A 25,623-nucleotide genomic window follows, 5' to 3' on the forward strand; every position below is an offset into this window, starting at 1 on the left:
TGAAAGATAACAATCTAACCGTCGATCATACTATGCACGGAGGGGTAACGCCCGTTATGTATTCTAGCTTTTGGAATGATACAAATACCACTCAAGAGCTTATAAAGCTAGGTGCGGATATACATAAAAAAGACGAATACAAGCTATCCGCTATGGCTTATGCGATAGAAAATAATGCTACCAAAGCAGTAAGACTACTTTTGGATAACGGCGTTAAATTTGAGGAGGTGAAGGCTATACAATGGTATCTGGACTGCCCTATCTATAAAATTATAAAGCTAAATATAATAGTAGATGAAAATGGGATACATAAAACTCATAATTTTGCAGATTGCATCGTGAGAAGAGACGGTCCAAAGGGTGACGTAGATAGTATCCTTTATTATGCCATAAGTAATGGTTTGACGGAGATTGCAGAAATAGCTTTTAAACAAGGGATGAAACCTGATCCAAAATATATACATACTTATTATATAAACTATAAGATGGCTAAAGATATATCGTTCCAGCATTCTGTTTATACAGAGCTAGTGGACTTGCTATATTATAAGCCGATGCTAGATTTATTAGTCAAATACAATATTGCGGGTATACCAACGCAAGAAGAATTTATAATGGTTCAGGAACAATGTTTAAATTCTTTACTCGGGACCATAAAAAAGAAAATATCTTACATAAATCATATGAACGATTACTGCTATGGAGAAAAGATTTTAGAATCATATGAATGGGCTCTTCGGGGGAGATGGGAAGTTAAAAATAACGAAGAAAAAGATAAAGGAACGGATAGATACTGGAAAGAAAAAGATTTTATAAAATTTTTCGGCTATATGCCGAATGATAAAAAATGTACTAAGCTAGAACCGGATATTAAAATATTGAATTTCTATAATATGAAAATAGATAGATATAAAGCTCTTTGCGGCAATGGGCTAAGCGATGAAGAGATTTTGCAAAAAAGCAGCCTAAAAGATAAAAATAGTACTGAGGCATTCGATATTGAGACATTTTTTAAATATTTAAATTTTGAGGAAATGATAGAGGAAGCGAAAGTGGAAATTCTACATAACGGCGAGAAAATAGATATAAAAGATTATGCCGAAATTCTAAGACAAGAAGCAGCTAAAAAACTAGATAGTAATCAATAAATTTGAAGGAGTAAAACTATATAGCATCAGAAATTAAGTGATATAGTGGGCAAAATTCTTCCAAAATTCTCATTAAAATTTCTTCCTGCCAGGCCGTAAAGCCTTAAATTAATCCAAATTTCACTATAATTAATCACTTCAATTTTAAAGGCTGCGAATGCTAAGCTTAGATGAAATTCGAAAAAATATCATCTTAAAACAAGGCGTGCATTATTTTGACTACACCGCTTCGGGGCTTGCTTATGAGCCTGTAGAGCGCGAGATAGTGGACGTTCTCAAAACCTACGCCAACACCCACTCCGATAGTAGCTCCAGCGCCATCATCACGCAGCGGCGCTACGAGGGCGCACGCGAGAGCCTAAAAAAGCTGCTGGGACTTGACGAGCGGTTTTATCTCATCGCCTGCGGACAGGGCGCGACGGCTGCGATCAAGAAATTTCAGGAGCTGCTTGGCATCTACCTGCCGCCTGCGACTAGAAGCGCGATCGGCGAGGCAAATTTACGCGCCGCGCAGCTTCCGCTCGTGCTCGTTTCGCCGTACGAACACCACTCAAACGAGCTTAGCTTTCGCGAGGGGCTTTGCGACTACCTGCGCGTGCCTCTTAGCGAGGGCGGAGAGATCGATCTGATTGCGCTTGAGCGCATACTAAAGCTTAACGCAGCACGCCGCATCATCGGCTCGTTTAGTGCCGCCTCAAACGTCACGGGCGTTATTAGCGATTATAAAAAGATCAGCGAGCTAATCAGAGCTGCGGGCGGCATCGTCGCCTTTGACTGCGCGGCGCTGAGCTCGCACGCAAATTTAGACTGCGATCATTTCGACGCGATTTTCCTCTCGTCGCATAAGTTACTCGGCGGACCTGCAAGCTGCGGGCTTTTGGCGATCAAAAAAGAGCTGCTTAACAGTGATGTGCCGACATTTGCTGCGGGCGGGACGGTCGCCTACGCTAGCCGCGAAGGGCACGTGTTTTTGAAAAATCCCGAGCAGCTAGAGGAGGGCGGTACGCCGCCTATCATCGGGCTTATGCGGGCAAATTTGGCTTATGCGCTGCGAAACGAGGTGGGCTTCGAGCAAATAAAAAGCGCCGAGGACGAGCTGGCGCGGCTTTTTGAGAGCGAGCTAACAGGCATTGACGAGATCATAAACTACGCTCCAAAGGGCGCGCCGCGGTTGCCGATAATTTCGTTTAACGTACGCGGCGTCTCGGCGTATGATTTCGCCGCGAGCCTTAGTAACGACTTCGGCATCCAGACGCGTGCGGGCGTGATGTGCGCTGGGCCGTATGCTCACGATCTGCTGGGTATCAAGGAGGGACGCATGCCAGAAAGTAAGCCTGGCTTCGTGCGCGTGAGCCTGCACTACACGCACACCGAGCAAGATGTGCTCTATCTAGTGGGCGCGATAAAATCCTGCATCAAAAAGCACCGCGAGCTTTGGGGCGAGGAAAAGGCGATGTATGAGATGTTCGGTGGGAAAATTTAAGCAGTGTAAGGCTAAAGCTCTGCCACTTTTTTTGAGCTTTCGAAATTTTATAAAATTCCGCACAGTTTTTAAAATTTATCGGAATTCCGCGCCGTCTCTTTAGAATTTTACGCGGGTTTTGCGCCGCAGAATTCTTACTATCGTTCTGCCTTTGCGCCGCAGACAAAATAAACAACACGCTCTGCGGAGAATTCCGCCTATAAATTTGCAGGCAAATTCCGCAGAGTTAAAATTTAGAATTTTAAATTGTGGAATTTCAAAATCCCGTTAGCTGTATTCGCGGCTAAGCATTAAAATTTCTTAGCAATGGAATTTTAAAATTTCACACTGCGCCGCTAGGTAAAGCCCTGCCTGTAAATTTCAAAATTTCAAGACGCAAATTTTTGCGCCCTGTTTCGCCGGGCACGCCGCGCTAGATGGTTTGCAGTGAAAATTTCAGGCAGAAATGAAATTTATTAGTGCCGCGCGAATAAAATTCTAAAGCAAAATTAAGCCTATCCGTACTTCGCGCAGAATTACTCCAGTCCCAAAAACGCGCCGTCTTCAAATCCGAAATAGATCCTCTCGCCCGCGCTCCAGCGCCGCTCATCCTGCGCCGTGACGCATTTTAGCAGCACGTCGCCTGCTTTGATCTTGATGAGTAGAGAGGAGCCGTACTGAAGCGAAACCGAGTGCAAAATCCCCGCGAAGCAATGCTCAAACGGGCTTTGGGATAATAAAATTTTACTCGGATTTATCGCGATTTTGCGAGCGCGTGCGAGCCCCTTTTCAAGGCGCAGCGAAATTTCGTCCGAAAATTTTAAAACCCCGTCTTGCACTTCAAAGATATTTTTGTATTCAAACTCGCATATCTTGCCGCGATGCAGAAATACGCTTCTTTGCGCGATCGCGCTGAGCCATTTCTCGTCGTGGCTGGCGATGATAAAACCGCAGCCGTAGCGGCTTCGCATAAATAAAATCGCGCGCGCAAAGAGCTTGGAGGCGGCAAGATCGAGGCTGTTGGTCGGCTCGTCGAGCAGATAGAGCTTCGCGCGCTGCGCCAAAGCGAGCGCAAACGCGATGCGCTGCGTCTGCCCCGAGCTAAGCTCGAAATGCTTCTTCGATAAAAAACCTCTATCAAGCCCTGTTAAGCCGAGCGCCTCATCAACCCGCTCGTCAAATTCCGCAAGCGCGCCGCGGCTTTTGAGCGCAAATTTAAAATTTTGCTCTACGCTGCGTTTTAAAAGCACGGGTTCGGGCAGCAGCAAGCAGGTCTGCCGCAGCGTCTGCAAAGAGGGCGCCTGCTGCCCCCAAAGCTCCACGCTGCCGCTGCTTGGACGCTGCAAAAAGGATAAAATCCGCAGTAGCGTGGATTTGCCGCTGCCGTTGGAGCCCAAAAGCGCCGTGATGCCGCTCGTATTTAGATCAAGGCTAGGGATATTTAGAATTTCGCTCCGCCCGTAGCGCAGCACTAGATCTCGCACCGAGATCAGCTCGCTATCGGGTACAGATCGCGCGGCGGCGGAATTCTCACTCGCGAAATTCTTTCTCGCAGAATTCTCACTCGCGAAATTCTCGCTCTTGGAATTTTTACCCGTAGAATTTGCGCTAATGGAATTCTCGGTTGCAGAATTTTTACTCTTAAAATTTCCCACGGCAAAATTTACGCGCGTAGAATTTATGTCCGTAGAATTCTCGGCGGCGGAATTTGCGTCCGTGAAATTTTCGCTCATAAAATTTTCGCGCTCTCGCTCCGCCCGGTTTTTGTCCGTGAAATTTTTGCTCGGACGCTTTAGCTTATCTGCATTCATCGATCTAGCCTTTTTAGCGCATGGATGGCTAAATTTACCGCAAACGCTATTAAAATTAGCACCAGCGCGAGCGCTATACCCATCGCAAACTCGCCCTTGTTGGTCTCAAGCGAGATCGCCGTGGTGATCGTGCGGGTGAAATATTTGATATTGCCGCCGATCATCATCGCTACGCCCACCTCCGCGACGATCCGCCCGTAAGCGGTGGCGATGACGACCAGTAAGCCGTAGCGTAGCTCGTAAAGCACGCAAAGGATTAAATTTAGCGGGCTTAGGCGGTAGTTCATAATGTTTAGATAGTGCTTTTTGTCCATATTTTCGATGACGCTGGCGCTTAGCGAGACGATGATAGGGAGTGCCAGCACAAACTGCCCGAGCATTACCGCTTTGAGCGTAAAAAGCAGCCCCAGCTCGCCCAAAGGGCCGTTTCTGGATATGAAGGCGTAAAGGATCAGTCCTATCGCCACCGTGGGCATCGCAAGCGCTACGTCGCTTAAAAGCCTAAGCGTTCTGCGAGCGCGAAATTCGTAAAATCCGAGGATAAATCCTATCGGAAAGCCGATTAAAATCGCAAAAAGTATCGAGATGCTCGAAGTATAAAGCGTCGCTTTGATCGCCGAAAATGTCTCCGCATCGCCGCTAAGAAGCAGCCCGAATGCGCTTAAAATTCCTTCTAAAATAAAGTCCAAGATTGTGTCCTAAATGTTCTATTCTGGCAAATTTATATGCTATAATAGCATATTTTTTAAAGGAGATAACATGAAAAAAATATTTTTTGTTTCGCTCGCTCTTAGTGCGAGCCTTTTTGCCGCCGATAACGATTTGGTGATGGCAACTACAACGAGCACCGATAATACGGGCTTGCTAGACGCTATCTATCCTGCGTATAAGGCGGAAACCGGCGTCGATATCAAATGGACGGCGGTAGGCACAGGTGCTGCTCTAAAGCTTGGCGAAAACTGCGATGCGGATATACTTTTCGTGCATTCGCCGAAGGTCGAGAAAGAATTTGTAGAAAAAGGCTTCGGTGTTGATCGCACGCCCGTTATGTATAATGATTTTATCCTCATCGCCGATAAATCGATCGCGCCTAAATTTAAAGGCAAGGATCTTAAGGGCTCGTTTGAGCTGATCAAGGCTGAGAAGATTAAATTTTTCTCTCGCGGAGACAAATCTGGCACCGATAACAAAGAGAAAGGAATTTGGAAAAAGGTTGAGGGCGCCGTGCCTGAAAACGAGGCGTGGTATAACCAAACCGGTCAAGGTATGATCGCTACGATCAACGCAGCTGCCGAGCAAAAGGGCGTGACTTTTACCGATCGCGGCACCTACATCAAATACGAGGACAATAAAAAGGGCAATCCAGATATGGTTATCATCAACGAAGGCGATAACGATCTGAAGAATTTTTACTCCGTAATAGCGGTCAATCCGAAGCACTGCCCAAAAGCCGACTATGAAAACGCGCAGCGCTTCATCAAATGGATCACTAGCGAGAAGGGGCAGAAGTTCGTGGGCGATTTCAAGCTGCTAAATAAGCCGCTTTTCACCCCTGATGCGAATACTCGCAAGAACTAGCTCTAGCTAAATAAGGCTAAATTTAAAGCCCAAAGGCAAAGCATCGCCTTTGGGCTTTTGCTTTTTCATAATTCAATCTGCGCGCCTTTAAATTTAGCTCTTTTGCCTCTAAATTTAGCGGGCGTTTTTTACCGCGTCTTTTTACGATACATTTTTTACTTTCTCGCCATACGTTTAAATTTATCGCAGCTTCGTTTGTCTGTAATAGGCTTAAAATTTCAGCTATATTTGGGATCAGTGGGGATAAATTTCAGTCGCGTTCGGATATGCTCTAATGTCTAGCGAGATTTATACAGCGCAAAATTTAGTAGTATTTATGTGTGACTCAAAATTTTAGTTTGTTGGGAATTTAATTTGAAGTAGCAGTTAAGCTCGGGCGTATGAAAAACGCCCGAGTCTGTGAAGCTATGAAATTTTATGTGCGGTTTATGGGGTCGCTTCTGCCGCGCGCCGGTAAAATTACTTTTCAAGTGCAGGCAAAACTACCGAGCGCGCGGTTATAAATTTCACTTTTCGTGTGAGCGAACTATTCGACTTCGGCGTCGATGACGTCGTCGTCTTTTTTACCGCCGTTTGAGCCAGAGCTTTGCGATCCGCCTTGCGCGCCCTGATTTGCGCTGGCAGCCTTGTATAGATCCTCGGCGACCTTGCTTAGGGCTTCTACTTTAGAGTTTATCGCTTCCTTGCTCGCGTTTTCATCCTTTAGCACGGCTTTTAGATCATTTAGCGCGCCCTCGATCTTAGCGCGTAGATCGCCCGGCACCTTCTCGCCCATCTCGCTTAGGCTCTTTTCGGTTTGATGTGCGATGCTGTCGGCTTGGTTGCGCGCTTCGACGGTCTCTTTGCGCTTGTTGTCTTCCTCTTTGTGAAGCTCGGCATCCTTTACCATCTTATCGATTTCGGCATCGCTTAAGCCGCTTGAGCCGGTGATGCGGATATCGGTTGCTTTGCCGGTGGCTTTGTCTTTTGCCGAAACGGTTAAGATTCCGTTCGCATCGATGTTGAATTCCACCTCGATCTGCGGCACGCCGCGAGGAGCGGGCATGATACCTTCAAGATTGAAATTTCCGAGCGATTTGTTATCTTTCGCAAACTCGCGCTCGCCCTGCAAGACGTTGATCGTAACGGCGCTTTGGTTATCCTCTGCTGTCGAGAAGGTTTGAGATTTTTTCGTAGGTATCGTAGTTCCCTTTTCGATGATCTTGGTCATAACGCCGCCTAGGGTTTCGATGCCGAGGCTTAGCGGAGTCACGTCGAGTAGTAGCACGTCTTTTACGTCGCCTTTGATGACCGCGCCTTGGATTGCAGCGCCGATCGCTACGACTTCATCAGGGTTTACGCTCTTATTTAGTTCCTTACCGAAAGCCTTTTTGACCTCCTCTTGCACTAAAGGCACGCGCGTCGAGCCGCCCACCATGACGACTTCTTTTATGTCGTTCATGCTTAGTCCCGCGTCGCTTACAACCTTTTTAAGCGTGCTTATGGTCTCATCTACCAAAGAATCGATCATGCTTTCAAATTTAGCTCTAGTGATAGTTTTCATCAGGTGCTTTGGACCTGTGGCGTCAGCAGTGATGAAAGGTAAATTTACCGTCGTTTCCATCGCGCTGCTTAGCTCTTTTTTTGCGTTTTCCGCAGCCTCTTTTAGGCGTTGCATAGCCATGACATCGCCGCGCAAGTCGATGCCTGTTTCAGATTGAAATTCTGAGGTTAAAAAGTCGATCAGTTTGTTATCGAAATCATCGCCGCCCAAAAATGCATTACCGCCGGTAGCTAAAACCTCTACAACGCTATCGCCGGTTTCTAGCACAGTTACGTCGAACGTACCGCCGCCCAGATCGTAAACTACGATCTTTTCGGATTCTTTTTTATCCAGCCCATACGCAAGCGCTGCTGCGGTCGGCTCGTTGATGATACGAAGCACGTTTAGGCCCGCGATTGTTCCTGCTTCTTTTGTAGCCTTTCTTTGGCTATCGTTGAAATATGCAGGCACGGTTATGACCGCATCGACAACCGGCTCGCCCAAAAACGCCTCAGCATCCTCTTTTAGCTTGATTAGCACCTTGGCTGAAATTTCTTGCGGCGTATAAACCTTGCCCGCGATCTCTACCGCGCACGCGCCATTTCGGTCGATGATCTTATACGGTAGGCGCTTTTTAGCTTCCTGCGCATTTTTTTCATTCATCATAAGACCCATGATGCGCTTGATCGAGTAGATCGTCTTTTCCGGGTTAGTGACGGCTTGGCGTTTAGCGCTGTCGCCTACTAAAACCTCGCCCTTGTCGGTGAAAGCGACTACCGATGGAGTGGTGTTTTTGCCCTCTTTGTTCGGTATGATCTTGCTCTCGCCGCGCTCGAATATGCTTACGCACGAGTTTGTTGTTCCTAGGTCGATGCCTATGACTTTTGCCATTTGTTATCCTTTGTGTTGAATTTAAAATTTTAAAATTTGAGCGATTATTTCGCCACTACTACCATAGCGGCGCGCAAAACGCGCTGCTTATACATATAGCCTTTTTGATAGACCTGAACTATATCGCCCGAGTTTGCACCCGCTGCCTCGATCATCGAGATCGCGTTATGCACGCTAGGATCAAATCCCGCATCCGTCGCTATCGGCACGATACCGTATTTTTCAAAAGTCTTTGTAAAAAGGCTTAGACATTGTTTTACGCCAACTTCGATTTTATCCGCAAGCTCATTACCTTCCACATCAATTTTGGCGGCTTCCTCAAGCGCGTCGATTATCGGCAGCAGATCCTTCGCAAAGCTCTCGCTAGCGTAAGCAACAGCGCTATCTTTTTCCTTTTCCAAACGTTTTTTTAGATTTTCAAAATCCGCATTGGCGCGGTAAAATTTATCGGTAATCTCACTTAGCTCGTTTTGAAGCTTTTGTATCTGCGCATCGGTATCGTCGCATGTCTGCGCCTCTTGTGGCTCGCTCGCCTCTGACGCGCACTGCTCGCAAACCTCTTTTTCTTCACTATCGCACGCTGCGTTTTTATCGCCGTGCTCTTTAAATTTATGGCTCATGCTACTCCTTTAGCGTAGTTAAAAAATTTCTCGTAATTCTCGTAAACGCTGCCTGCGCAGATCATCGTAGCGTCCTCGCCTTCGAATTTTACGGGGCGTTTGATCCCCATAAATCCGTGCTCGAAGTAGGGCGCGAAGATCAAATTTTTAGTAAAATTTACGGCGATCGAGGGGTTAAGTAAAATTTTAAACCGCTCGTCTTTGAAAATTTTATACGCTACGACCTCGTTACAAAGAAATTCGATTTTAGAATTTTTTAGCTCTTTGATTTTGGTGCTAAGCTCGCGCAGACCGATCTGCATCGAAGCTAGCTCCAAATCTCCGAGTGAAATTCCTATTAAATTTGATAGGAATTTAAAAACTCTAAAATCGTATTTTAAGATAATCTCATCCGTTCTAAATGTAAGGATTATGAAACGATCATCGTGATTGATGACTTCGCTTAGGGCTTCGTTTTCGGCGTTGAAAATCATACAGTAAATTTCAAAATCCTCAAGCACCGCTTCTAGCTCGCGAGCATCGTCTATTTTCAACTCATCGTCGAAGCTAAGTCTAGCGCGCCAGTAATCCTGCATCGTCGCAACTGTGGGGATTCTACCACCGCTTACATGAAGCTGCGTCAAAGCCCCCTCGTCGCTTAAACGCTTAAAATAAATTCGAATGCTAGACGCTGACATCGCTACGCCCATACGCTCACCCAGCTCGGAAGATCCGATCGGGGTGTTGCTATCGAGATAGGCGGAAATGATGGATTCCAGGATCATATCACGTTTATTCGTTTTCACTTTTAGCACTCTTTCGGTAAGATTGCCAGTATTATACAACATTGAGTGGCAATATGTCAAGGTTTTTATATAAATTTTATAAAATTTTAGCAATCAAGTCCTGAGTTTGCTAAATTTTAACTATGATTTTTGAGGTGAGCGTAATTCTTGGAATTCTTGGAATTCTTGGAATTCGCCACGGCGCCGTCGCGGTAGAATTTTATCGTATTTTTCGTATCTATAAACACAAATTTTACCGCATAGCTGATTTAGGGCTTCTCTGTATGCGACAGATAAATTCTATTTTGCAAAAATAGTATTAACAGTATAGCTGCAAATTCCGTAGTTACCAGCTAAAATTTTGTCATTTGCTGAAATGCTGAAAATGTGAAGTTAAATGCTAAAAAAACGCAAAATCCCCGCAGAAATGGCGTGCAAGCTAGACGAAAGTGCTAGGCAAGCAAAGCGATGCAAGAACTCGCAAAGCTCAAAATTTTACTTGCTAGCGTAAATTTAAATATACTTTAACGAATAGAAGTGTAAAATACGCCTCAAATTTCAACGATCAAGGGTTTTTATGCTAAAAGACATCTTCCTTTTCGGCGGTTTAATTTCTTACGACCACACTTTTATCTACCTTTTTTACTTCTTTTTGGTCGTCGCTATCATCGTAGCCGTCGTGCTTTGCTCCACTCGCTCGCTTCAGCTTGTACCCCACGGTATGCAAAACATCGCCGAAGCCTACTTAAGCGGCGTGCTAACGATCGGTAAGGATGCTATGGGCAGCGAGGAACAAGCCAAAAAATATCTTCCGCTAATCGCAACATTGGGATTTGTGATATTTTTTAGTAACGTTATCGGCTTGGTGCCGGGCTTTGAGTCGCCGAGCGCGAGTTTAAATTTAACCCTTTCGCTTACGCTTTGCGTTTGGTTGTATTACCATTTTGAGGGCGTTCGCGAGCACGGCGTGATCAACTACCTAAAGCACTTTATGGGCCCGGTGAAAATCCTAGCGCCGTTTATGTTCGTCATAGAGATCGTCTCGCATTTTTCGCGCGTCGTATCGCTTTCTTTCCGACTTTTCGGAAACATCAAAGGCGACGATACCTTCCTGCTAGTTATGCTTACTCTCGCTCCTGCGCTAGTGCCGATGGTACCGTTTGCGCTGCTTACTTTTATGGCGATTTTGCAGACTTTCATTTTCATGGTTTTAAGCTACGTTTATCTAGCGGGCGCCGTGATCGTCGATGAGCATTAATTTTAAGCGAAATTTCTTATACTTCCTCGTGGGTGCGTCGTTCGGATTGATTTTCGTCGGCGCATTCGTCTTTTTTGCCTATCCGTCATTTTATTTTTTGGGGTTAAAATTCCTCTTCATCTGCACTGCTCCGGGCGTGATATGCGTCATCATTACCTGCTTGATGGTCGATGTTTTCGATCTGAAAGAAAAGCTCCTTAGCGGCGGCGAATAGAATCTATCCGATTAAATTTTAAAATTTGGCTGCGCCGTGTGCCGCTACAAGCGAGTATTAAAGCAAAAAATTGTAAAATTACGCGAAATTTTTATTCTAAAAGGTTAAGTTAATGTTTGAAATCGTGATCGGCCTGGAGGTACACTGCCAGCTAAATACTAAAACCAAAATTTTCTGCTCCTGCCCCACGAGCTTTGGAGACGAGGCAAATTCGCACGTCTGTCCGACCTGCCTGGCGCTTCCGGGCGCTCTTCCCGTGCTAAACGAGGAGGCGGTTAAAAAAGCCATCAGCTTCGGCACCGCCGTCAATGCGACGATCAATCGCAAGTCGGTATTCGACCGCAAAAACTACTTCTATCCCGACCTTCCCAAGGCGTATCAAATTTCGCAGTGGACGATCCCGATCGTCGAGCACGGCGAGCTTTTCATAGCCGCGGACGGACAGAGCAAGCGCATCGGCATTACGCGCGCGCACCTAGAGGAGGATGCGGGCAAAAATAATCACGAAGGCTCGCGCAGCCTGGTCGATCTAAACCGTGCTGGCACGCCGCTACTCGAGATCGTAAGCGAGCCCGATATGCGCTCTGCGGACGAGGCGGTCGCGTATCTAAAAAAACTCCACAGCATTTTGCGCTTTTTAAATATCAGCGACGCAAATATGCAAGAAGGCTCGTTTCGCTGCGACGTAAACGTCAGCATCCGTCCGCAAGGCGAGCAAAAGCTCTACACGCGCGTGGAGATTAAAAATTTAAACTCCTTTAAATTTATCCAAAAGGCGATCGAGTTCGAGATTGAGCGTCAGATCGAAGCGTGGCAGGACGGCAAATATGATCAAGAGGTCGTGCAAGAAACGCGCCTTTTCGACACCGCTAAGTTTATCACCAAACCGATGCGTAGTAAAGAAGACAGCGCCGAGTATCGCTATTTCCCCGATCCTGACCTGCTAACCGTGATCGTGGATGACGAGATGCTGGCTGCTGCGCAGCAGATCCCCGAGCTGCCGGATCAGAAAAAAGCACGCTACGTCCGCGAGCTGGGTGTTAAAGAAAAAGACGCCGAGATCATAATCTCCACCTACGAAAACGCGCGATTTTTTGAGGATCTGATCGCGGCGGGACATGAGCCTAAACTTTGCGTCAGCTGGCTTACCGTCGAGCTTGCGGGCAGGCTCAAAAACGGCGTTACGATCGAGGACTCGCCCGTAGGTAGCGCGAAGATGAATGAGCTTTTAAGCGCGATCGAAGGCGGCGCAGTGTCGCAAAAGGCCGCCAAAGAGGTGCTTGATTATCTAATGGAGCACGACGAGGCGGTAAGCTCGGTCATCGACAAGCTAGGCTTGAGGCAGGTAAGCGACGACGGCGCGATTTTGGAGATTATAGAGCGCGTGATGAGCGAAAACGAGGACAAGGTCGCAGACTATCGCGGCGGCAAGGACAAGCTATTCGGCTTCTTTGTAGGTCAAGTGATGAAAGAGGGTAAGGGCGCATTTAATCCTGCGAAGGTGAACGAGCTTTTAAAACAGAAGCTGGGCTGATTTCGCAGCTTTTGCGGCAGCAAACGGCGAATTAAAGGCGGGGCGCGATGCATGCGATAGATGAAGCTCTTAGGGATAAAATTTTAAATCTGCTCGCAGCGTTTTGCTTCGAGCTAAAGCTTTCGCGCGCCAATGACGAAGGCTTTTGCGTGTTATAATTTCATTCGGTGCGATCTTGGTGGCTACCCGCTCTGCCTCACACACGTTTTGTTCTTTTGAGCTCGTTTTTTCTCGTGCAGGTCGTTTGTGTCGAGTGTCGGTCTGCGACGGAGGGGTTTAAGAAGCGCGTCCGTTAGGAATTTTACTTACGGCTACCGTCAAAGTGCGGCAAAGCTCTCAGGGAATGCGTAAAATTACTCTGCCTGAGGGAGCAAAAACGGCAACTCGGGTGCGCGGATAGGATCGAATACGCAGGGTCGAATTTGAGTGGCGAGTCGATGTGTAGGCTAAATTTAATCAATCGCTGCGTCGGATACGCGTGCCTCAAACCTTGCGCCAAACGATAACGTGGCGAGCGACCGCAGATCATCTAGGTCCAAAGCACGCCTTGATAGATTTAAGCGGATTTAAAAGCGCGATTTGCGATCGGGCGTCTGAGTAAAATTTTTAAAAATTTGATTTGCCTTGGCGATGCACAAGTGAAATTTAAAACGTATAATGGAGTTTCAAAATCCTCATTCGTTCACTGCCGCGCCTTTTGTGAAAGTGTTTTTTGACGGAGGAGCAAAACCTTAAAAGTATGAAATTTTAGTAAGGTAAATTTTAAAAAAAGCAAAGTTTTTGCTGAGTAAATTTCAAAAGCGCGAAATTTTAACGAGACGAAATTTTGACGAGATGGAATTTCAAAAAGCGAATTTTAAAGCGTGGCTTCGACTAGCATTTGTGCAGGCTCATGTCGGCGCTTTTGGGCTAAATTTTCAAAAAGCGGGAATTTCAAGAGAATGAAATTTGAAAAACCGCAAATTTGCGAATAAATTTTTAAAAAGGAACATAATGAAAATCGCGGTTATCGGCGCGGGCAAATGGGGTAGCGCGCTTTTTGACGCGCTTAGCGCGAAAAACGAATGCGTCATCACTTCGCGCACGCCAAGGCAAATTCCGCATTTTGTAAGCGTGAGCGAGGCATTGGAGTGCGAAGCGCTCGTTTTCGCGCTCGCAGCGCAGCAAACCGCGCAGTGGCTGGATCAAAATTTCACTTACAAAAATCAAAAAATTCTAGTCGCTTCCAAGGGCATTGACGTGGCTAGCGGTAGGTTTTTAAACGAAATTTTTGAAGCGTACGTTGCACGCGGCAATCTTGCTTATCTATCAGGTCCGTCGTTTGCCACCGAAGTCATGCAGAAGCTGCCTTGCGCGCTCGTCGTAAGCTCGTGTAACGAAAATCTAGCCGAACTTTTCGCAAGCGCCTTCCCTGTCTACATCAAGACCTACACGAGTGGCGATATCATCGGCGCAGAGGTGTGTGGCGCTTATAAAAATGTCATTGCCATCGCTAGCGGCGTTTGCGATGGGCTGGGGCTCGGCAATAACGCTAGAGCGAGCTTGATCGCACGCGGCATCGTAGAGATCGCGCGCTTTGGCAAGTTTTTCGGCGCGCGAGACGAGACCTTTTTGGGCTTAAGTGGCGTGGGTGATCTGTTTTTGACCGCCTCGAGTGCGCTATCGCGAAACTACCGCGTGGGACTAGGGCTTGCGCGCGGCAAAGGGCTCGAAGAAATTCTGCGTGAGTTGGGCGAGGTCGCCGAGGGCGTGGCTACGACCGAAGCGGTCGTAAATATCGCGACAAAGCACAAGATCTACGCTCCGATCGCTACCGAGGTCGCGCAAATTCTGCGTGGCAAGGATGTAAGAGCGAGCCTAAAAGACCTGCTTCGCAAAAAATGAGCCGTACGACGGAATTCTCTCGCTAAATTTTAGTGGTAAATTCGGTCTGTATAGTTTTGATTTATCCGCTATGTTTGTGAAATTTAGTTGCTGGTTTGCGGATTTTGGTCGTTGTCCGTTTGGATCTGCTTACGCGGCTTTGCCCGATAATTTTATGGGCTTGATTTTCGCCTTGCGGCTTCGCGCATCTGATACGACGCAAAATCGCAGCAAAATGGCGCTTGTATACGATGTGGCGTAGCGGCTTTGACTTAAAATTTAGCTTTAAGCTTGAGTGCGAAATTTTAAAATGAGATCGTAAAATTTTAAAACATTTAAGATGGGTCGCAGGTGGTTGACGGCCGAGGGTGGAACGGACTGCCCGTCTGCGACCGGGTAGATCAAAATTTTTGATGTGTCAGATTTAAAAATTAAGGCGTAGTATTTTTTCTTTAGATGAGGCGGAAAGGCATAAATTTTGAAAATATTCAAGACAGATGATGTGTAGTTTCGATAAATTTTTAGTGCTTGCAAAGGAGCGGACTATTCGTCCGCGACTGCAGCAAGTAGTAAAAATTTATCAAAAATCCATAGCGAATGGGGAATTAACAAGATGGAAAAATACGAAGGCTACAATCTCAGGCTACGCGACGCTCTCGTCGGCGTACAGTTTCTATTCGTCGCGTTCGGCGCGCTCGTGCTGGTGCCGATCTTAACGGGGCTTGATACGTCCGTGGCGCTGTTTACGGCGGGCATCGGCACGCTGCTGTTTCAGCTCATCACGCGCAAACACGTCCCGCCGATCTTTCTCGCATCCAGTTTCGCGTTTATCGCGCCGCTAAGCTTTGGCGTGAAGGAGTGGGGCATCGCCGCGACTATGAGCGGAGTGATCGCGGCGGGGCTTTTTTACGTGGTTCTAAGCCTGCTCATTAGGCTCAAAGGCGAGGGCTTTTTGCATAAAATTTTACCGCCCGTGGTCGTCGGTCCCGTCATCATGACGATCGGCCTCATCCTCTCGCCCGCGGCCGTAAATATGGTCATGGGCAAGGGCAAGGAGGCGCTCTACACGCAAGGGCAGTCGCTCACTATCGCGCTCATATCGCTTTCGGCGGTTATCGTCGTGATGATGTTTGGCCGCGGTATGCTGCGCCTCGTGCCGATACTTTGCGGCATCGCGGCGGGATACTGCGCGTCGCTGTTTGTCGGGATCGTGGATTTTACGCCGATTTTAAACGCGCCGTGGTTTGTGCTGCCGCATTTCACCGCGCCGGTTTTTAAGCTCGAAGCGGTGATCTACATGGTGCCTATCGCCATCGCGCCCGCGATCGAGCACATCGGCGATATGCTTGCGATCAGTAACGTCACGAAGGAAAATTTTCTCAAAAACCCGGGACTTAAAAGCACTCTGCTCGGCGACGGACTCGCGACGTCGCTAGCAGGCTGCTTTGGCGGCCCGCCGAACACCACCTACTCCGAGGTCACGGGCGCGGTCAGTATCACAAAGGCCTATAATCCCGCCATCATGACCTTTGCCGCGCTTGCGGCGATACTGCTAGCTTTCGTGGGTAAGCTCGGCGCCGCGCTCTCCACGATCCCCGCTCCCGTCATCGGCGGCATTATGTTGCTGCTTTTCGGTATCATCGCTAGCGTGGGCATGGAGACTCTGATCAAAAACGACGTGGATCTAGCCGAGCCGCGCAATATGATCATCGTCGCGCTCATCTTCGTCTGCGCGATCGGCGGCATGGTGCTGGATTTTGGCGCGATGAGCTTTAGCGGCGTTGGACTTGGCGCGCTTATCGGCATCACGCTAAATTTGGTTCTGCCAAAGACCAAGCATTTTGACGGATACTGAGTTAAATTTGCGCGAAGCTTGCGTCGTTTCGCCCGGTTACGGATAAATTTGAGCTAAAATTTCGGCATCAAATTCATCTGCAGCTTTTTACCGCGCCATAAATTTTAAAATTTCCCCCGCAAACGCTTTTAAATTTCTAACGTTTTAAACTAGCAAGATATATAATTGCCTTATGAAAAAGGCGAATAATTTAAGCAAATTTGATAAAAAGGCGCTAAAGCTCCTCTTTGCGGTGCTTTTCGTGCCGCTCTTCGTCTCGCTCGTTTTTATCTATGAGCTATCGGTGTATGATAGCTCGCGCGAGCTGCCCGCGGACGCGCAAAAGATCGGCCGCAGCGATTATTATAATATCGGCGGTAAAATTTATCTACGCTCTTGGAATCTCGCTCCTTACGAGCTGGAGGGCGGCGCGGACGCGGCGAGCTTTCGCGCGCTTGATACCGGCAGATACTCCTACACAAACGTCGGTATGGACGCTAGTAGCGTATTTTGCGGCGCTCGCAAGATGTCGGGACTGGATCCCGCGCGCACGCAAAAGATCGGCTCCCGCTACTACAGCGACGGACGCGTGAGCTACTTCTGCTCGGACGTCACGCAGCGCACGGGCGGCGCAATAAGCTACATTTGCAAAGTATTTTTACATGCGTTTGGGCTCTCCAAATGGCCGCAGGAGTACAACTATCCATACGCTAGACTCGATACCAGCGCGCCCATCTCGCCGCTGACTGAGAGCCCTTACGTCGCCACCGACGGCGAGCGGGTATTTTACGAGGGTAAAATTTTAGTGGGCGCCGACGCAAAAAATCTAAAACAGATAAGGCGAAAAATCATATACGAAGATGGCCCCGAGCTGCCCGCGCACTTTCGCCTGATCGATCGGTGGCTAAGCGACGGACGCAGCGTTTATGCGGACGGCGAGAGGCTAAATTTCACGCCTAGCGAGCGGATGTATCTCGTGGAGCCAAACGCCGGCATAGAGTTTCTTTATGATCCAAAGGCGGGCGCGGTGCTGATGAACGGCGAGAGATTTGACCCCGCAAACGAGCCCTATACGCCGCTAAATTTTCAGGGCAGGCATCAAGAATACATGCTGTTTGCGAGCAAAAACGGCATATTTTATCTAAGCAAGGATAAAATTTTAAATCGTCCGCGCGGCAGCGGCGCCGAGGGCCGGCTCAAAGACGCGCTTTGGTACGTTTATTATAAATTTGGCGCAGACGCCAGCCGGCTAAGCGCGCTAAAAAGGGCGGGCGACAATCCGTTTAAAGGCGCCGTGCGGCAGATCTCGGAGAAGCTTTTTAAAGACGATGCGGGATTTTACTATCTAAATTTCTACTCGCATAGCGTTTACGTCACGGGTCGCAGCGGCAGGCATCTGGATAAGCGGACGAATTTCATCGAGCTGCGAAAGATCACGCTTGAGGTACACGACGATGAGGTGATGGCGCAGGTCGCGGACGAGGCGGCGCGAAACCCCGAAATGTCGCAGCAGGTCTTTACCGCACAGGACGTGGAGTATGAAAACGGCGCGGCCTTTTATATGTATTGCCTCGCGGCGGTTTTGTTACTCGGGGCTTGGATTTATAGCTACCTTAAAAAGCGCAGCTTGCGACGCGGCTAAATTTAGCGGTACGGCGGAAGGTAAATTTAGAGCGAGACAAAAATACTGACGTCGTGTTACTCAACGTACCCTTGGCTACGGAAGATAAATTTAAGAGCGGGACGACACGGCGGAGCAGTAAATTTAAGATAGTATTGCGGTTGCCAGCGCAGCAATGCGGCAAATTTATGCGCGCTGTGATTGCGAGTACAGCAAGTGTAAGTAAAGAGAGACGGCTCTACCATATTTTTAAAGCGTTCCATTATGGGTAAGGCATCATGGCGGTGGGATGTGATAAACGGGCCATAAAAGCTACAGGTATTACATTGTATGTCGGCGCGCAATAATGAGGCGGCGGGAGATAACGGGACTCGGTATAAAGTGGCAAATAAGATGTACAAAGCAAGCTTTGTGGCTTTTGCTTTTTGAGACCTATTTAATTTCGCCGTGCGAGGGTTATTGAGGCATGGTGAGCTCCATTAAATTTAAAGGCGAGACGGGAAAGACGTCGTTTTTGCTTACGACGATGGGCGCGTGCTGAAGTACCGCTTTGGCGGCACACTTTGTTCTAAATTTCATAGCGTCTGTTGGCTTAGGCTCGCGCCGTATATAATTTTAGTGGCAAAACGAGCGTAAAATTCCATGCTGTATTTGCAAAGAAGCACGCAAACTAAGGTATTGTGTTAGACCTAGCGAGCGTCGATGTCGTACCGCTTCGGCAAAATTTCATTTTCAGTATTTTTTGTATCTCATTTGTGCTTATATGCTCGAGTGTTGCTTCGGCAAAATTTTATTTGCTAAACGCGCACTGCCTACTTATCGCCACATTTGTTCGCACTGGGCAATTATTGCTTCGTCTATATCTCCTAAGGCGCGCAGCATTTGAATAGTAAAATCAATAAATGCGTTTCCGTTTGCGGTGATCATTTTACCGTCTACTACGGCTTCGCGACTTGTTTGTATAAAGGCATGCTTATTTTTGTATTTTGGCAAATTAACGATGTCTGCTAGACTATTTGCGGTGTGATGGCAGTCATTTAGCGCTCCTGCCGCCGCTAAGAAATACGCCCCGTCGCAAATACCGCCTACCACCTTGCCTTGTTGTTTAAATTCCTCTATTAAATTAGCAATTTTTGAGGCGTTTTCGCTAGGCAGTTCGCGCCATGAATTTCTAGCGCCGATTAACACGATTGCCGCGGCATCTGGCGAAATTTCATCTATTGTTAAATCAGGTTTTGCGCGTAAAGCTCCGAACGATACTTTCTCGTTTTTATCGGTTGAGGCATAAAGGATGCTATAGTCCGTGAAATATCGTAGTGCGGGAGCCAGTAGCGAAGCCTCCCAGTCGGCAAAGCCGTCTAAAATAACGATTACTAAAGTTTTCATAAAGTCTCCTTGAATAACCTACACTACTCAGTTCGGTTCGCATATCAAACTAAGCAAAATCGTAGAATTTATAAAATTTTTTAGAATTCCGCTTTGGATTTAGAACGGAATTCTATGATTTTTCAGGTACGCGCGATAACATCGCTTTAAAAAGCCCCGCCACCTCGGCGTGTCGCTAGATCGCTATATCTGCGTTTTGTTCTAGCTCTCGATATAGGTCTTGAGTTTGCGGCCGATCTTTGGGTGTTTTAGCTTTTTGATCGCCGAGCTTTCGATCTGGCGGACGCGCTCGCGAGTGATATTGAGCTCCTTACCGATCTCTTCGAGCGTGCGGTCGCTCTCGTCGTCAAGCAGTCCGAATCGCATGCGGATAACCGTGCGCTCGCGGTCGTTGAGTTGCTCTAAGATGTCGTCTATCTGCTCTTTTAGGTCGGATTTTAAAATTTGTTCGATCGGCGAAACCGAGCTTTTGTCCTCGACGAAATCGCCGAATTTGCCGTCGTCCTCGTTTCCGATCGGCGCTTCTAGGCTGATCGGCTCCTTTGTGATTTTGATGACCTGCTTTACCTTATCGACGCTAAGGCCTACCTCTTGCGCGATGACGTTGATATCGGGCTCCTTGCCGCCTTCTTGCATATATTTGCGCGTGATTTTATTAATTCGATTTATAGTCTCGATCATATGGATCGGGATGCGGATCGTGCGAGCCTGATCGGCGATAGCGCGTGAGATCGCCTGGCGGATCCACCACGTCGCATAGGTCGAAAATTTATAACCGCGCTTGTATTCAAATTTATCCACAGCCTTCATAAGCCCGATATTACCCTCCTGGATGAGGTCTAAAAACGGCAGCCCGCGATTGGTGTAGCGCTTGGCGATGGAGACGACCAGGCGCAGGTTGGACTTCGCCATGCGCGCCTTTGCGTTGTCGCTGATGCGCTTGCCGCGCTTGATCTGCTCTAAAATTTCTTTCAGCCGTTCGGGCTCGAGATTAAAGCTTTTTTTGCTCGCCTCTTTGGTTAAAAAGAGCTTTTTAATATCGACGTAGGTCGAGACCATCGTAGCTTCCGGCACGCGGGCGATGATGTCGTCTTTGCTAAGCTTCGTGATATCTTTTAGGATTTTTTTGTGATTTTCGCGCAGTTCGGCGCTAAACATCGGCAGCTTGTATTCCAGGCGCTTGAGTTCCTTTTCGAAGCCCTCGTCGCTTTTTAGCGCAGTCTCCATCGATTTTACGATCTCGGTGATGAGCTTGCTGGTTGGCCCTAGATCCATGAGCTTTTCTTTTAAAATTTTCTTTTTAAACGCCAAGTTCAGCTTCGATAAAATTCCCTTGCTCTGCTTAATCGCCTCGGCGTTTTTCTCGGCAAATTTCATCCAGTCCTTTTTGGCTTTTTCAAGAGCCTTGAAGCTTTCGATGACCTTTAGAGCGCGCTTATCGTTCTTTCTAGAGCGCTTTTGCTTCGCCTCGTCCTCATCCGTGCTCTCCTCCTCATCATCGTAATCATCCTCCGACAACTCCTCTTCGTCCTCATCTTCACCCTCTTCGTCGCTGTCGTCAAAGCTCTTGAAAAGCTCCTTTACGCGGCGCTCGCGGTTGATGAGCGGCTCTTTGTAATCAAGTATAAAATCGATCAGATATGGCACGGAGCAAAACGCGTCGATGATGATGTCCTCGCCGAGCTCGATTTTTTTGCTGATCTCGATCTCCTCTTCTTTGGTCAGCAGCGGGATCTGTCCCATTTCGCGCAGATACATTCGCACAGGGCTGTCAGAGCGACTCCACTCCAAAAGCTCGACGTCGCTAGATAGGTCAAACTCCTCGTCCCAGCCCTCGTCCAGCAGCCTTTTTTGCGTCGCTTCTTTGAGCTTTGCGTCCTCTAAATTTTTGATTTTGGAGATTTCTGCGGCGGAGATCAGCTCGACGTCAAATTTTTTCGTAAGCGCTTCGACCTTCTTAACGGCCGTTGCGGTGGGGGCTTTATCGAAAAATTTTATCAGTCTTTCGTAGGTGATGTAGCTTTTTTGATTGTCGTCGAAAAATTGCTCGATGGGGCTTAAGGCGTCTTTTGGGCTCGCCATAAAATCTCCTTGTGTCGTTGTGTATTTAGTTTTTGGAAAATTGGATTATACCGAAACGCTCTTTATTTTTGCTTATATGCGGTGCAAACTATCTAAATTCAATAATTTTTGAAATTCTAGAAACTAGGTTAAATTTTAAAATTTAGGTTATATTTTTAGCTAAATTTAAGATTGTTCTCTAAAATTCCGCGTTCGCAAGACGAAAATTAGCGCGCCGAAATTCCGCCCTTTGCGCTGCCGATTTAAAATTTAACGCCTCCAAACTTCCTATCTCTGCGCTCTTGCGTTTAAATTTAGCCCTAAATTTTAAGCGAGGAATTTCGCCCTCATATTGGAGCAATTGAGCGGATTTTAATAAATTTGTCGGTAAAATCGCGCATCTATTTTAAAATTTAAGGCGGAAATATGGCAAAAGTATGGAAATTCGGCGATGATATCGACACCGACATTATTATCGCAGCGCGTTATTTAAACACTTCCGATGCGGCGGTGCTTGCGACGCACATCATGGAGGATGCGGACAGGGATTTTTCGTCCAAAATAGCTCACGGCGATATCATCGTAGCGGGGAAAAATTTCGGCTGCGGCAGCTCGCGCGAGCACGCTCCTTTGGCGCTTAAGGCCGCCGGAATTTCATGCGTGATCGCAAAAAACTTCGCTAGGATTTTTTATCGAAACAGCTTCAACACGGGCTTTTTGATCCTCGAATGCGACGAGACGGACAAGATCGCGCAGGGCGACGAGCTTAGCATCGATCTAAAGGGCGGCGTAATTAAAAATTTAACTCAAAAAACTCAGTATAAATTCGGCGCGATACCGGAGTTTATGCAAAAGCTCCTCGATGCCGGTGGAGCGATAAATTATGCAAAAACAAAGATAAATTTGTAAGGAATTTAGATGAAAAAATACGACGTATGCGTGATAAAAGGCGACGGAATCGGCCCTGAGATCATCGAAGAAGCGATCAAGGTGCTCGATGCCGTAAGCCATAAATTTAATTTTGAGCTAAATTTTGACTACCGCTTGATGGGCGGCGCGGCAATCGATATTATGGGCGTTCCGCTTCCGGATGAAACGCTAAATACCGCTAAATCAAGCGACGCGGTGCTTTTCGGCGCGATCGGCGGCGCGAAATGGGACGGGTTGCCGCGCGAACTGCGCCCCGAAAGCGGGCTGCTAAAAATTCGCAAGGAGCTCGGAGCGTTTGCAAATCTGCGCCCTGCGATGATTTTTGATGAGCTGATAAACGCTTCGACGCTAAAGCCGGAGATCATCAAAGGCGTCGATATAATGGTGGTACGCGAGCTTACGGGCGGGATTTATTTCGGGCAGCCGCGCGCAAAAAACGAAAAGGACGCGCTAAATACGATGTGCTACAACGTCTCTGAGATCGAGCGCGTCGCAAAAGTTGCCTTTGAGGCTGCGCTTTTGCGAAATAAAAAGATAACGCTCGTGGATAAGGCCAACGTGCTTGAAACAAGCCAGCTGTGGCGCGAGGTCGTAAGCGAGCTAGCCAAAAATTATGCGGGGATAAATTTAGAATTTATGTACGTAGATAACGCCGCTATGCAGCTCGTGCGGGCGCCTGCGCAGTTTGATGTGATTTTGACGGAGAATTTGTTCGGCGATATTTTAAGCGATGAGGCGAGCATGATCTGCGGCTCGATCGGATTGCTTCCGAGTGCGAGTATCGGCGGCAAGGTAGGAATTTACGAGCCGATCCACGGCAGCGCGCCCGATATCGCGGGACAGGGTATCGCAAACCCGATCGCTACGATCTTAAGCTCTGCGATGATGCTAAAATACGCATTTGGCGAAAATGAGGCCGCAGCCGCGATCGAAAGCGCCGTGCGCGCCGTGCTTCGCGACGGATACCGCACCAAGGATATCGCGCAGTACGACGCCAAAGAAATTTGCTCGACCGCAGAGATCGGCTCGATCATCGCAGATTACGCGGCCAAAGCCTAGGAATAAGCCTTGAATAGCGCGCTTGCTTATGCTTTGAAGCTTGAGGAGAGAGGCGATATTTACGGCGCGCTTCGTGCCTGCCGCGCCGCACTTCGCGCAGATCCTAGCAATGCCGATATCGCCGTGCTTTTTGCGCGGCTAAATTTAAATCATCGAGTAAGCTCTGGCGCCAATATGGCGATGCTGGAGCGCTTTTTTAGCGTCGATGCGCGCAAACAAGCGGAATTTAAGAGGTGGCTAATTGATGTATGAAAATGAACTGGAAGATATCATCGAAGCAGTAAATGAGATGAAAGCACAAAAGCGCGTGCAAGATTTGGCGGTGCAGCAAGAGGGGGCTGTGAATGCAAACGGCGCTGAAGCAGAAGCGCAGGCTTCGCAGGATGCTTTAAGCCCCGCTTCTTTTGCGCTAGATCCCATTGCATCTGGCGCCTTAAATTCCACATCTGCACCGTATATCGCTTCATCAAACGCGCAAAATTTCACTTCCTTAGATACTAAAAATTCCACTTCGCGCTTTGTTTCATCGGACGCTTTAAATTCCGCCTTCGATCATTCAAATTCCATGGCGAGTAAGAGCTCTGCGCCTAGCAGCGCAGAATTTGCAGCGGACGTTACTTTAAAAAAATCTGCCGCAAAAGATGAAAATTTTACTTTTTCCGGTGAAGAGAATTTTAAAAATTCTGATCTTGCAGGCGGTGAAAATTCCGTGGCCTCCGTCTCTTTGGGCGGAGAAAATTTTATAAATTCCGCTTCTGCAAGCGGCAAAAATTCCGCAAATTCAACCTTTGCAAACGATGAAATTTTAAAAAGCTCCGCCGCAAAATTTGACGAAAGCTTGCGTGATTTATCAGGCATCGCAGGTGAAATTTACGATAGTTTAGGTAGCGATATGAATGGATTTGTTTCTCCGCAAAGCAGGGACGCAAGCATAGCGCAAAGCTCTGCCGAAAGTAAAGATTTTGAATTAGCGCTAAATTCTACGGATGACGACTCTCAAAGCGAGCAAGATTTGACGCCTCGTATTTTAGGCGCGCATTTTAAGGAGCTAAGCAATGACGATTTTGGGCCTGGCTTTGATTTCAAAGAAAACGAAGCTGACGATTATTTCGGTACGGCGCATTCTAAAAAGCAGGATTTAGCGTCGCTTCAAGCTCAAAATTCCGCCGCGCTAGAGATCCGCAATGCTGCCGCGCGCCAGCAAAATTTCGTTTCGCAGCCGCAGAATTTTACGACGCCCGGGGTGCGAGGTGATGAGCTCGCCACGCCGCAGCTTCGCAATTCTGCCGCACAGGATATGCAAGCGGGAAGTTTTGCCTCTTATGGTGCTAAAAATTCCGCCCTGCACCAGCCCGAGGAAGCGCGACATCTCGGGGCTGCTAGACAACCTCAAGCGAGCGATAAATCAAAATATCTCGCAAATGCAGATTTTAAAATTTCAAGCGAGGCAGAGTTTTTGAGCGCGATAAAAGAGCGAATTTTAGTGCTTTTTGAGGGGCTGAACGCTTTTGAGAAGGGCGATTTGAACGCGCGTGTGGAGCTAAATTTAAAATTTATGGAATTTTTGCTTGCAAGTATCGAAAACCGACTTGAAAATCTATCAAAATGACGATTTCATCGCGCTTTTAGATTATCTTAAAAAATTTAGCTCACGCATATATCTAGTAGGCGGTTGCGTGCGCGATCATTTTTTGGGGCGGGCGAGCGCTGATGTGGATGTGGAGCTTTATGATGTGGGTCCGCACCGTTTCGAGCAAATTATGCATGGCTTCGGCGCACAGGGCGTCGGCAAGAGTTACTTCGTCTATAAATACAAAAACTTCGACATCTCGCTTCCGCGCACCGAGAGTAAGACGGGCATCGGACACAAGGGCTTTAGCGTCGCTTTGGCTACGGACGAACATGAGGCTAGCAGGCGGCGCGATTTTACGATCAATGCGCTGGCAATGGGTGCGGCCGGACAAGTTTATGATTATGTGGGCGGCCGGAAAGATATCCGTAAGAGACGTATTGCCGCCGTCGGCAATGCAAAAGAACGGTTTCAGGAAGATGCGCTGCGGCTTTTTC

General features: G+C 47.6%; 22 protein-coding genes and 1 pseudogene. 15 read left to right on the forward strand and 8 right to left on the reverse strand.

Features of this window, described 5'->3' with window-relative positions; all coding sequences use genetic code 11:
• Positions 1-1,148, forward strand: a 1,148-nt coding sequence (locus Q0174_RS00570) for an ankyrin repeat domain-containing protein (RefSeq protein ID WP_366112402.1), incomplete at its 5' end; no start/stop codon positions are given.
• 157 nt (positions 1,149-1,305) lie between these two features.
• Complete coding sequence (locus Q0174_RS00575; protein WP_298040912.1) at positions 1,306-2,631, forward strand: aminotransferase class V-fold PLP-dependent enzyme; 1,326 nt, start codon at positions 1,306-1,308, stop codon at positions 2,629-2,631.
• A 515-nt stretch (positions 2,632-3,146) separates the two neighbouring features.
• On the opposite strand, the gene tupC is transcribed toward Q0174_RS00575, so the two are convergent.
• Complete coding sequence (gene tupC, locus Q0174_RS00580) at positions 3,147-4,421, reverse strand: tungstate ABC transporter ATP-binding protein TupC (RefSeq protein WP_298040914.1); 1,275 nt, start codon at positions 4,419-4,421, stop codon at positions 3,147-3,149.
• Positions 4,418-5,110 (reverse strand): tungstate ABC transporter permease TupB, encoded by a 693-nt coding sequence (tupB, locus tag Q0174_RS00585; protein ID WP_298040916.1) that lies wholly within the window; start codon positions 5,108-5,110, stop codon positions 4,418-4,420. The genes tupC and tupB overlap by 4 nt, the downstream gene beginning before the upstream one ends.
• 70 nt (positions 5,111-5,180) lie before the next feature.
• Between tupB and tupA the strand changes: the two genes are divergently transcribed.
• Entirely contained in the window at positions 5,181-5,999 is an 819-nt protein-coding gene (gene tupA / locus Q0174_RS00590; protein ID WP_291937738.1) for a tungstate ABC transporter substrate-binding protein TupA, read from the forward strand.
• A 526-nt stretch (positions 6,000-6,525) separates the two neighbouring features.
• On the opposite strand, the gene dnaK is transcribed toward tupA, so the two are convergent.
• The 3 genes from dnaK to Q0174_RS00605 are packed head-to-tail and all read right to left on the reverse strand — an operon-like array spanning position 6,526 to position 9,817.
• Entirely contained in the window at positions 6,526-8,412 is a 1,887-nt protein-coding gene (gene dnaK / locus Q0174_RS00595) for a molecular chaperone DnaK (RefSeq protein WP_291937735.1), read from the reverse strand.
• A 44-nt stretch (positions 8,413-8,456) separates the two neighbouring features.
• The gene (gene grpE / locus Q0174_RS00600; RefSeq protein WP_298040918.1) at positions 8,457-9,032 is read right to left on the reverse strand and encodes a nucleotide exchange factor GrpE; all 576 of its coding nucleotides are present in this window, start codon (positions 9,030-9,032) and stop codon (positions 8,457-8,459) included.
• Positions 9,029-9,817: an HrcA family transcriptional regulator gene (locus Q0174_RS00605; protein ID WP_297949967.1), complete on the reverse strand. Its 789-nt coding sequence runs from the start codon at positions 9,815-9,817 to the stop codon at positions 9,029-9,031. Before Q0174_RS00605 ends, grpE begins: the two co-directional genes overlap by 4 nt.
• A 556-nt stretch (positions 9,818-10,373) precedes the next feature.
• Between Q0174_RS00605 and Q0174_RS00610 the strand changes: the two genes are divergently transcribed.
• The 7 genes from Q0174_RS00610 (at position 10,374) to Q0174_RS00640 (ending at position 18,141) form a co-directional block, all read left to right on the forward strand.
• Positions 10,374-11,054 (forward strand): F0F1 ATP synthase subunit A, encoded by a 681-nt coding sequence (locus Q0174_RS00610; protein ID WP_298040920.1) that lies wholly within the window; start codon positions 10,374-10,376, stop codon positions 11,052-11,054.
• Positions 11,044-11,268, forward strand: coding sequence for a hypothetical protein (locus tag Q0174_RS00615; protein WP_297896069.1), 225 nt, complete (start codon positions 11,044-11,046; stop codon positions 11,266-11,268). Before Q0174_RS00610 ends, Q0174_RS00615 begins: the two co-directional genes overlap by 11 nt.
• 112 nt (positions 11,269-11,380) lie before the next feature.
• On the forward strand, positions 11,381-12,802 hold the full coding sequence (gene gatB, locus Q0174_RS00620) for an Asp-tRNA(Asn)/Glu-tRNA(Gln) amidotransferase subunit GatB (protein ID WP_298040921.1): 1,422 nt from the start codon (positions 11,381-11,383) through the stop codon (positions 12,800-12,802).
• A gap of 780 nt (positions 12,803-13,582) precedes the next feature.
• A complete protein-coding gene (locus Q0174_RS00625; protein WP_298040923.1) occupies positions 13,583-13,747 on the forward strand; it encodes a hypothetical protein in 165 nt (54 codons plus the stop codon).
• 45 nt (positions 13,748-13,792) lie between these two features.
• Positions 13,793-14,686, forward strand: coding sequence for an NAD(P)H-dependent glycerol-3-phosphate dehydrogenase (locus Q0174_RS00630; protein WP_298040941.1), 894 nt, complete (start codon positions 13,793-13,795; stop codon positions 14,684-14,686).
• A 592-nt stretch (positions 14,687-15,278) separates the two neighbouring features.
• A complete protein-coding gene (locus Q0174_RS00635; RefSeq protein WP_298040925.1) occupies positions 15,279-16,520 on the forward strand; it encodes a uracil-xanthine permease family protein in 1,242 nt (413 codons plus the stop codon).
• Positions 16,521-16,692: 172 nt separating this feature from the next.
• Complete coding sequence (locus tag Q0174_RS00640; RefSeq protein ID WP_298040927.1) at positions 16,693-18,141, forward strand: DKNYY domain-containing protein; 1,449 nt, start codon at positions 16,693-16,695, stop codon at positions 18,139-18,141.
• A gap of 435 nt (positions 18,142-18,576) precedes the next feature.
• Here Q0174_RS00640 and Q0174_RS00645 read toward each other — a convergent pair whose 3' ends face one another.
• The 3 genes from Q0174_RS00645 to rpoD all read right to left on the reverse strand — a co-directional run bounded on the left by Q0174_RS00645 (position 18,577) and on the right by rpoD (position 21,588).
• Positions 18,577-18,699 carry a hypothetical protein gene (locus Q0174_RS00645; protein WP_298040929.1) on the reverse strand — a complete coding sequence of 41 codons (123 nt, stop codon included), beginning with the start codon at positions 18,697-18,699 and terminating at the stop codon, positions 18,577-18,579.
• A 237-nt stretch (positions 18,700-18,936) separates the two neighbouring features.
• Positions 18,937-19,506 carry a DJ-1/PfpI family protein gene (locus Q0174_RS00650; protein ID WP_297962780.1) on the reverse strand — a complete coding sequence of 190 codons (570 nt, stop codon included), beginning with the start codon at positions 19,504-19,506 and terminating at the stop codon, positions 18,937-18,939.
• A gap of 201 nt (positions 19,507-19,707) precedes the next feature.
• Positions 19,708-21,588, reverse strand: a complete 1,881-nt coding sequence (gene rpoD / locus Q0174_RS00655) for an RNA polymerase sigma factor RpoD (RefSeq protein ID WP_298040931.1) — start codon at positions 21,586-21,588, stop codon at positions 19,708-19,710.
• A gap of 405 nt (positions 21,589-21,993) precedes the next feature.
• Here rpoD and Q0174_RS00660 point away from each other — a divergent pair, with 405 nt between their 5' ends.
• From Q0174_RS00660 to Q0174_RS00680, 5 genes and pseudogenes are all read left to right on the forward strand, one after another.
• Positions 21,994-22,476, forward strand: coding sequence for a 3-isopropylmalate dehydratase small subunit (locus Q0174_RS00660; protein WP_298040933.1), 483 nt, complete (start codon positions 21,994-21,996; stop codon positions 22,474-22,476).
• 9 nt (positions 22,477-22,485) lie between these two features.
• Positions 22,486-23,556, forward strand: a complete 1,071-nt coding sequence (leuB, locus tag Q0174_RS00665) for a 3-isopropylmalate dehydrogenase (RefSeq protein WP_298040935.1) — start codon at positions 22,486-22,488, stop codon at positions 23,554-23,556.
• A gap of 9 nt (positions 23,557-23,565) precedes the next feature.
• The gene (locus Q0174_RS00670; protein WP_298040937.1) at positions 23,566-23,808 is read left to right on the forward strand and encodes a hypothetical protein; all 243 of its coding nucleotides are present in this window, start codon (positions 23,566-23,568) and stop codon (positions 23,806-23,808) included.
• Positions 23,801-25,165, forward strand: coding sequence for a hypothetical protein (locus Q0174_RS00675; RefSeq protein ID WP_298040939.1), 1,365 nt, complete (start codon positions 23,801-23,803; stop codon positions 25,163-25,165). Before Q0174_RS00670 ends, Q0174_RS00675 begins: the two co-directional genes overlap by 8 nt.
• Positions 25,125-25,623 (forward strand): annotated as a pseudogene (locus Q0174_RS00680) (CCA tRNA nucleotidyltransferase); the annotation flags it as partial. The gene Q0174_RS00675 and the pseudogene Q0174_RS00680, both read left to right, overlap by 41 nt.

Origin of the sequence: uncultured Campylobacter sp., assembly GCF_937996225.1 — a bacterium.
In the GTDB taxonomy this organism is placed as follows: Bacteria; Campylobacterota; Campylobacteria; order Campylobacterales; family Campylobacteraceae; genus Campylobacter_B.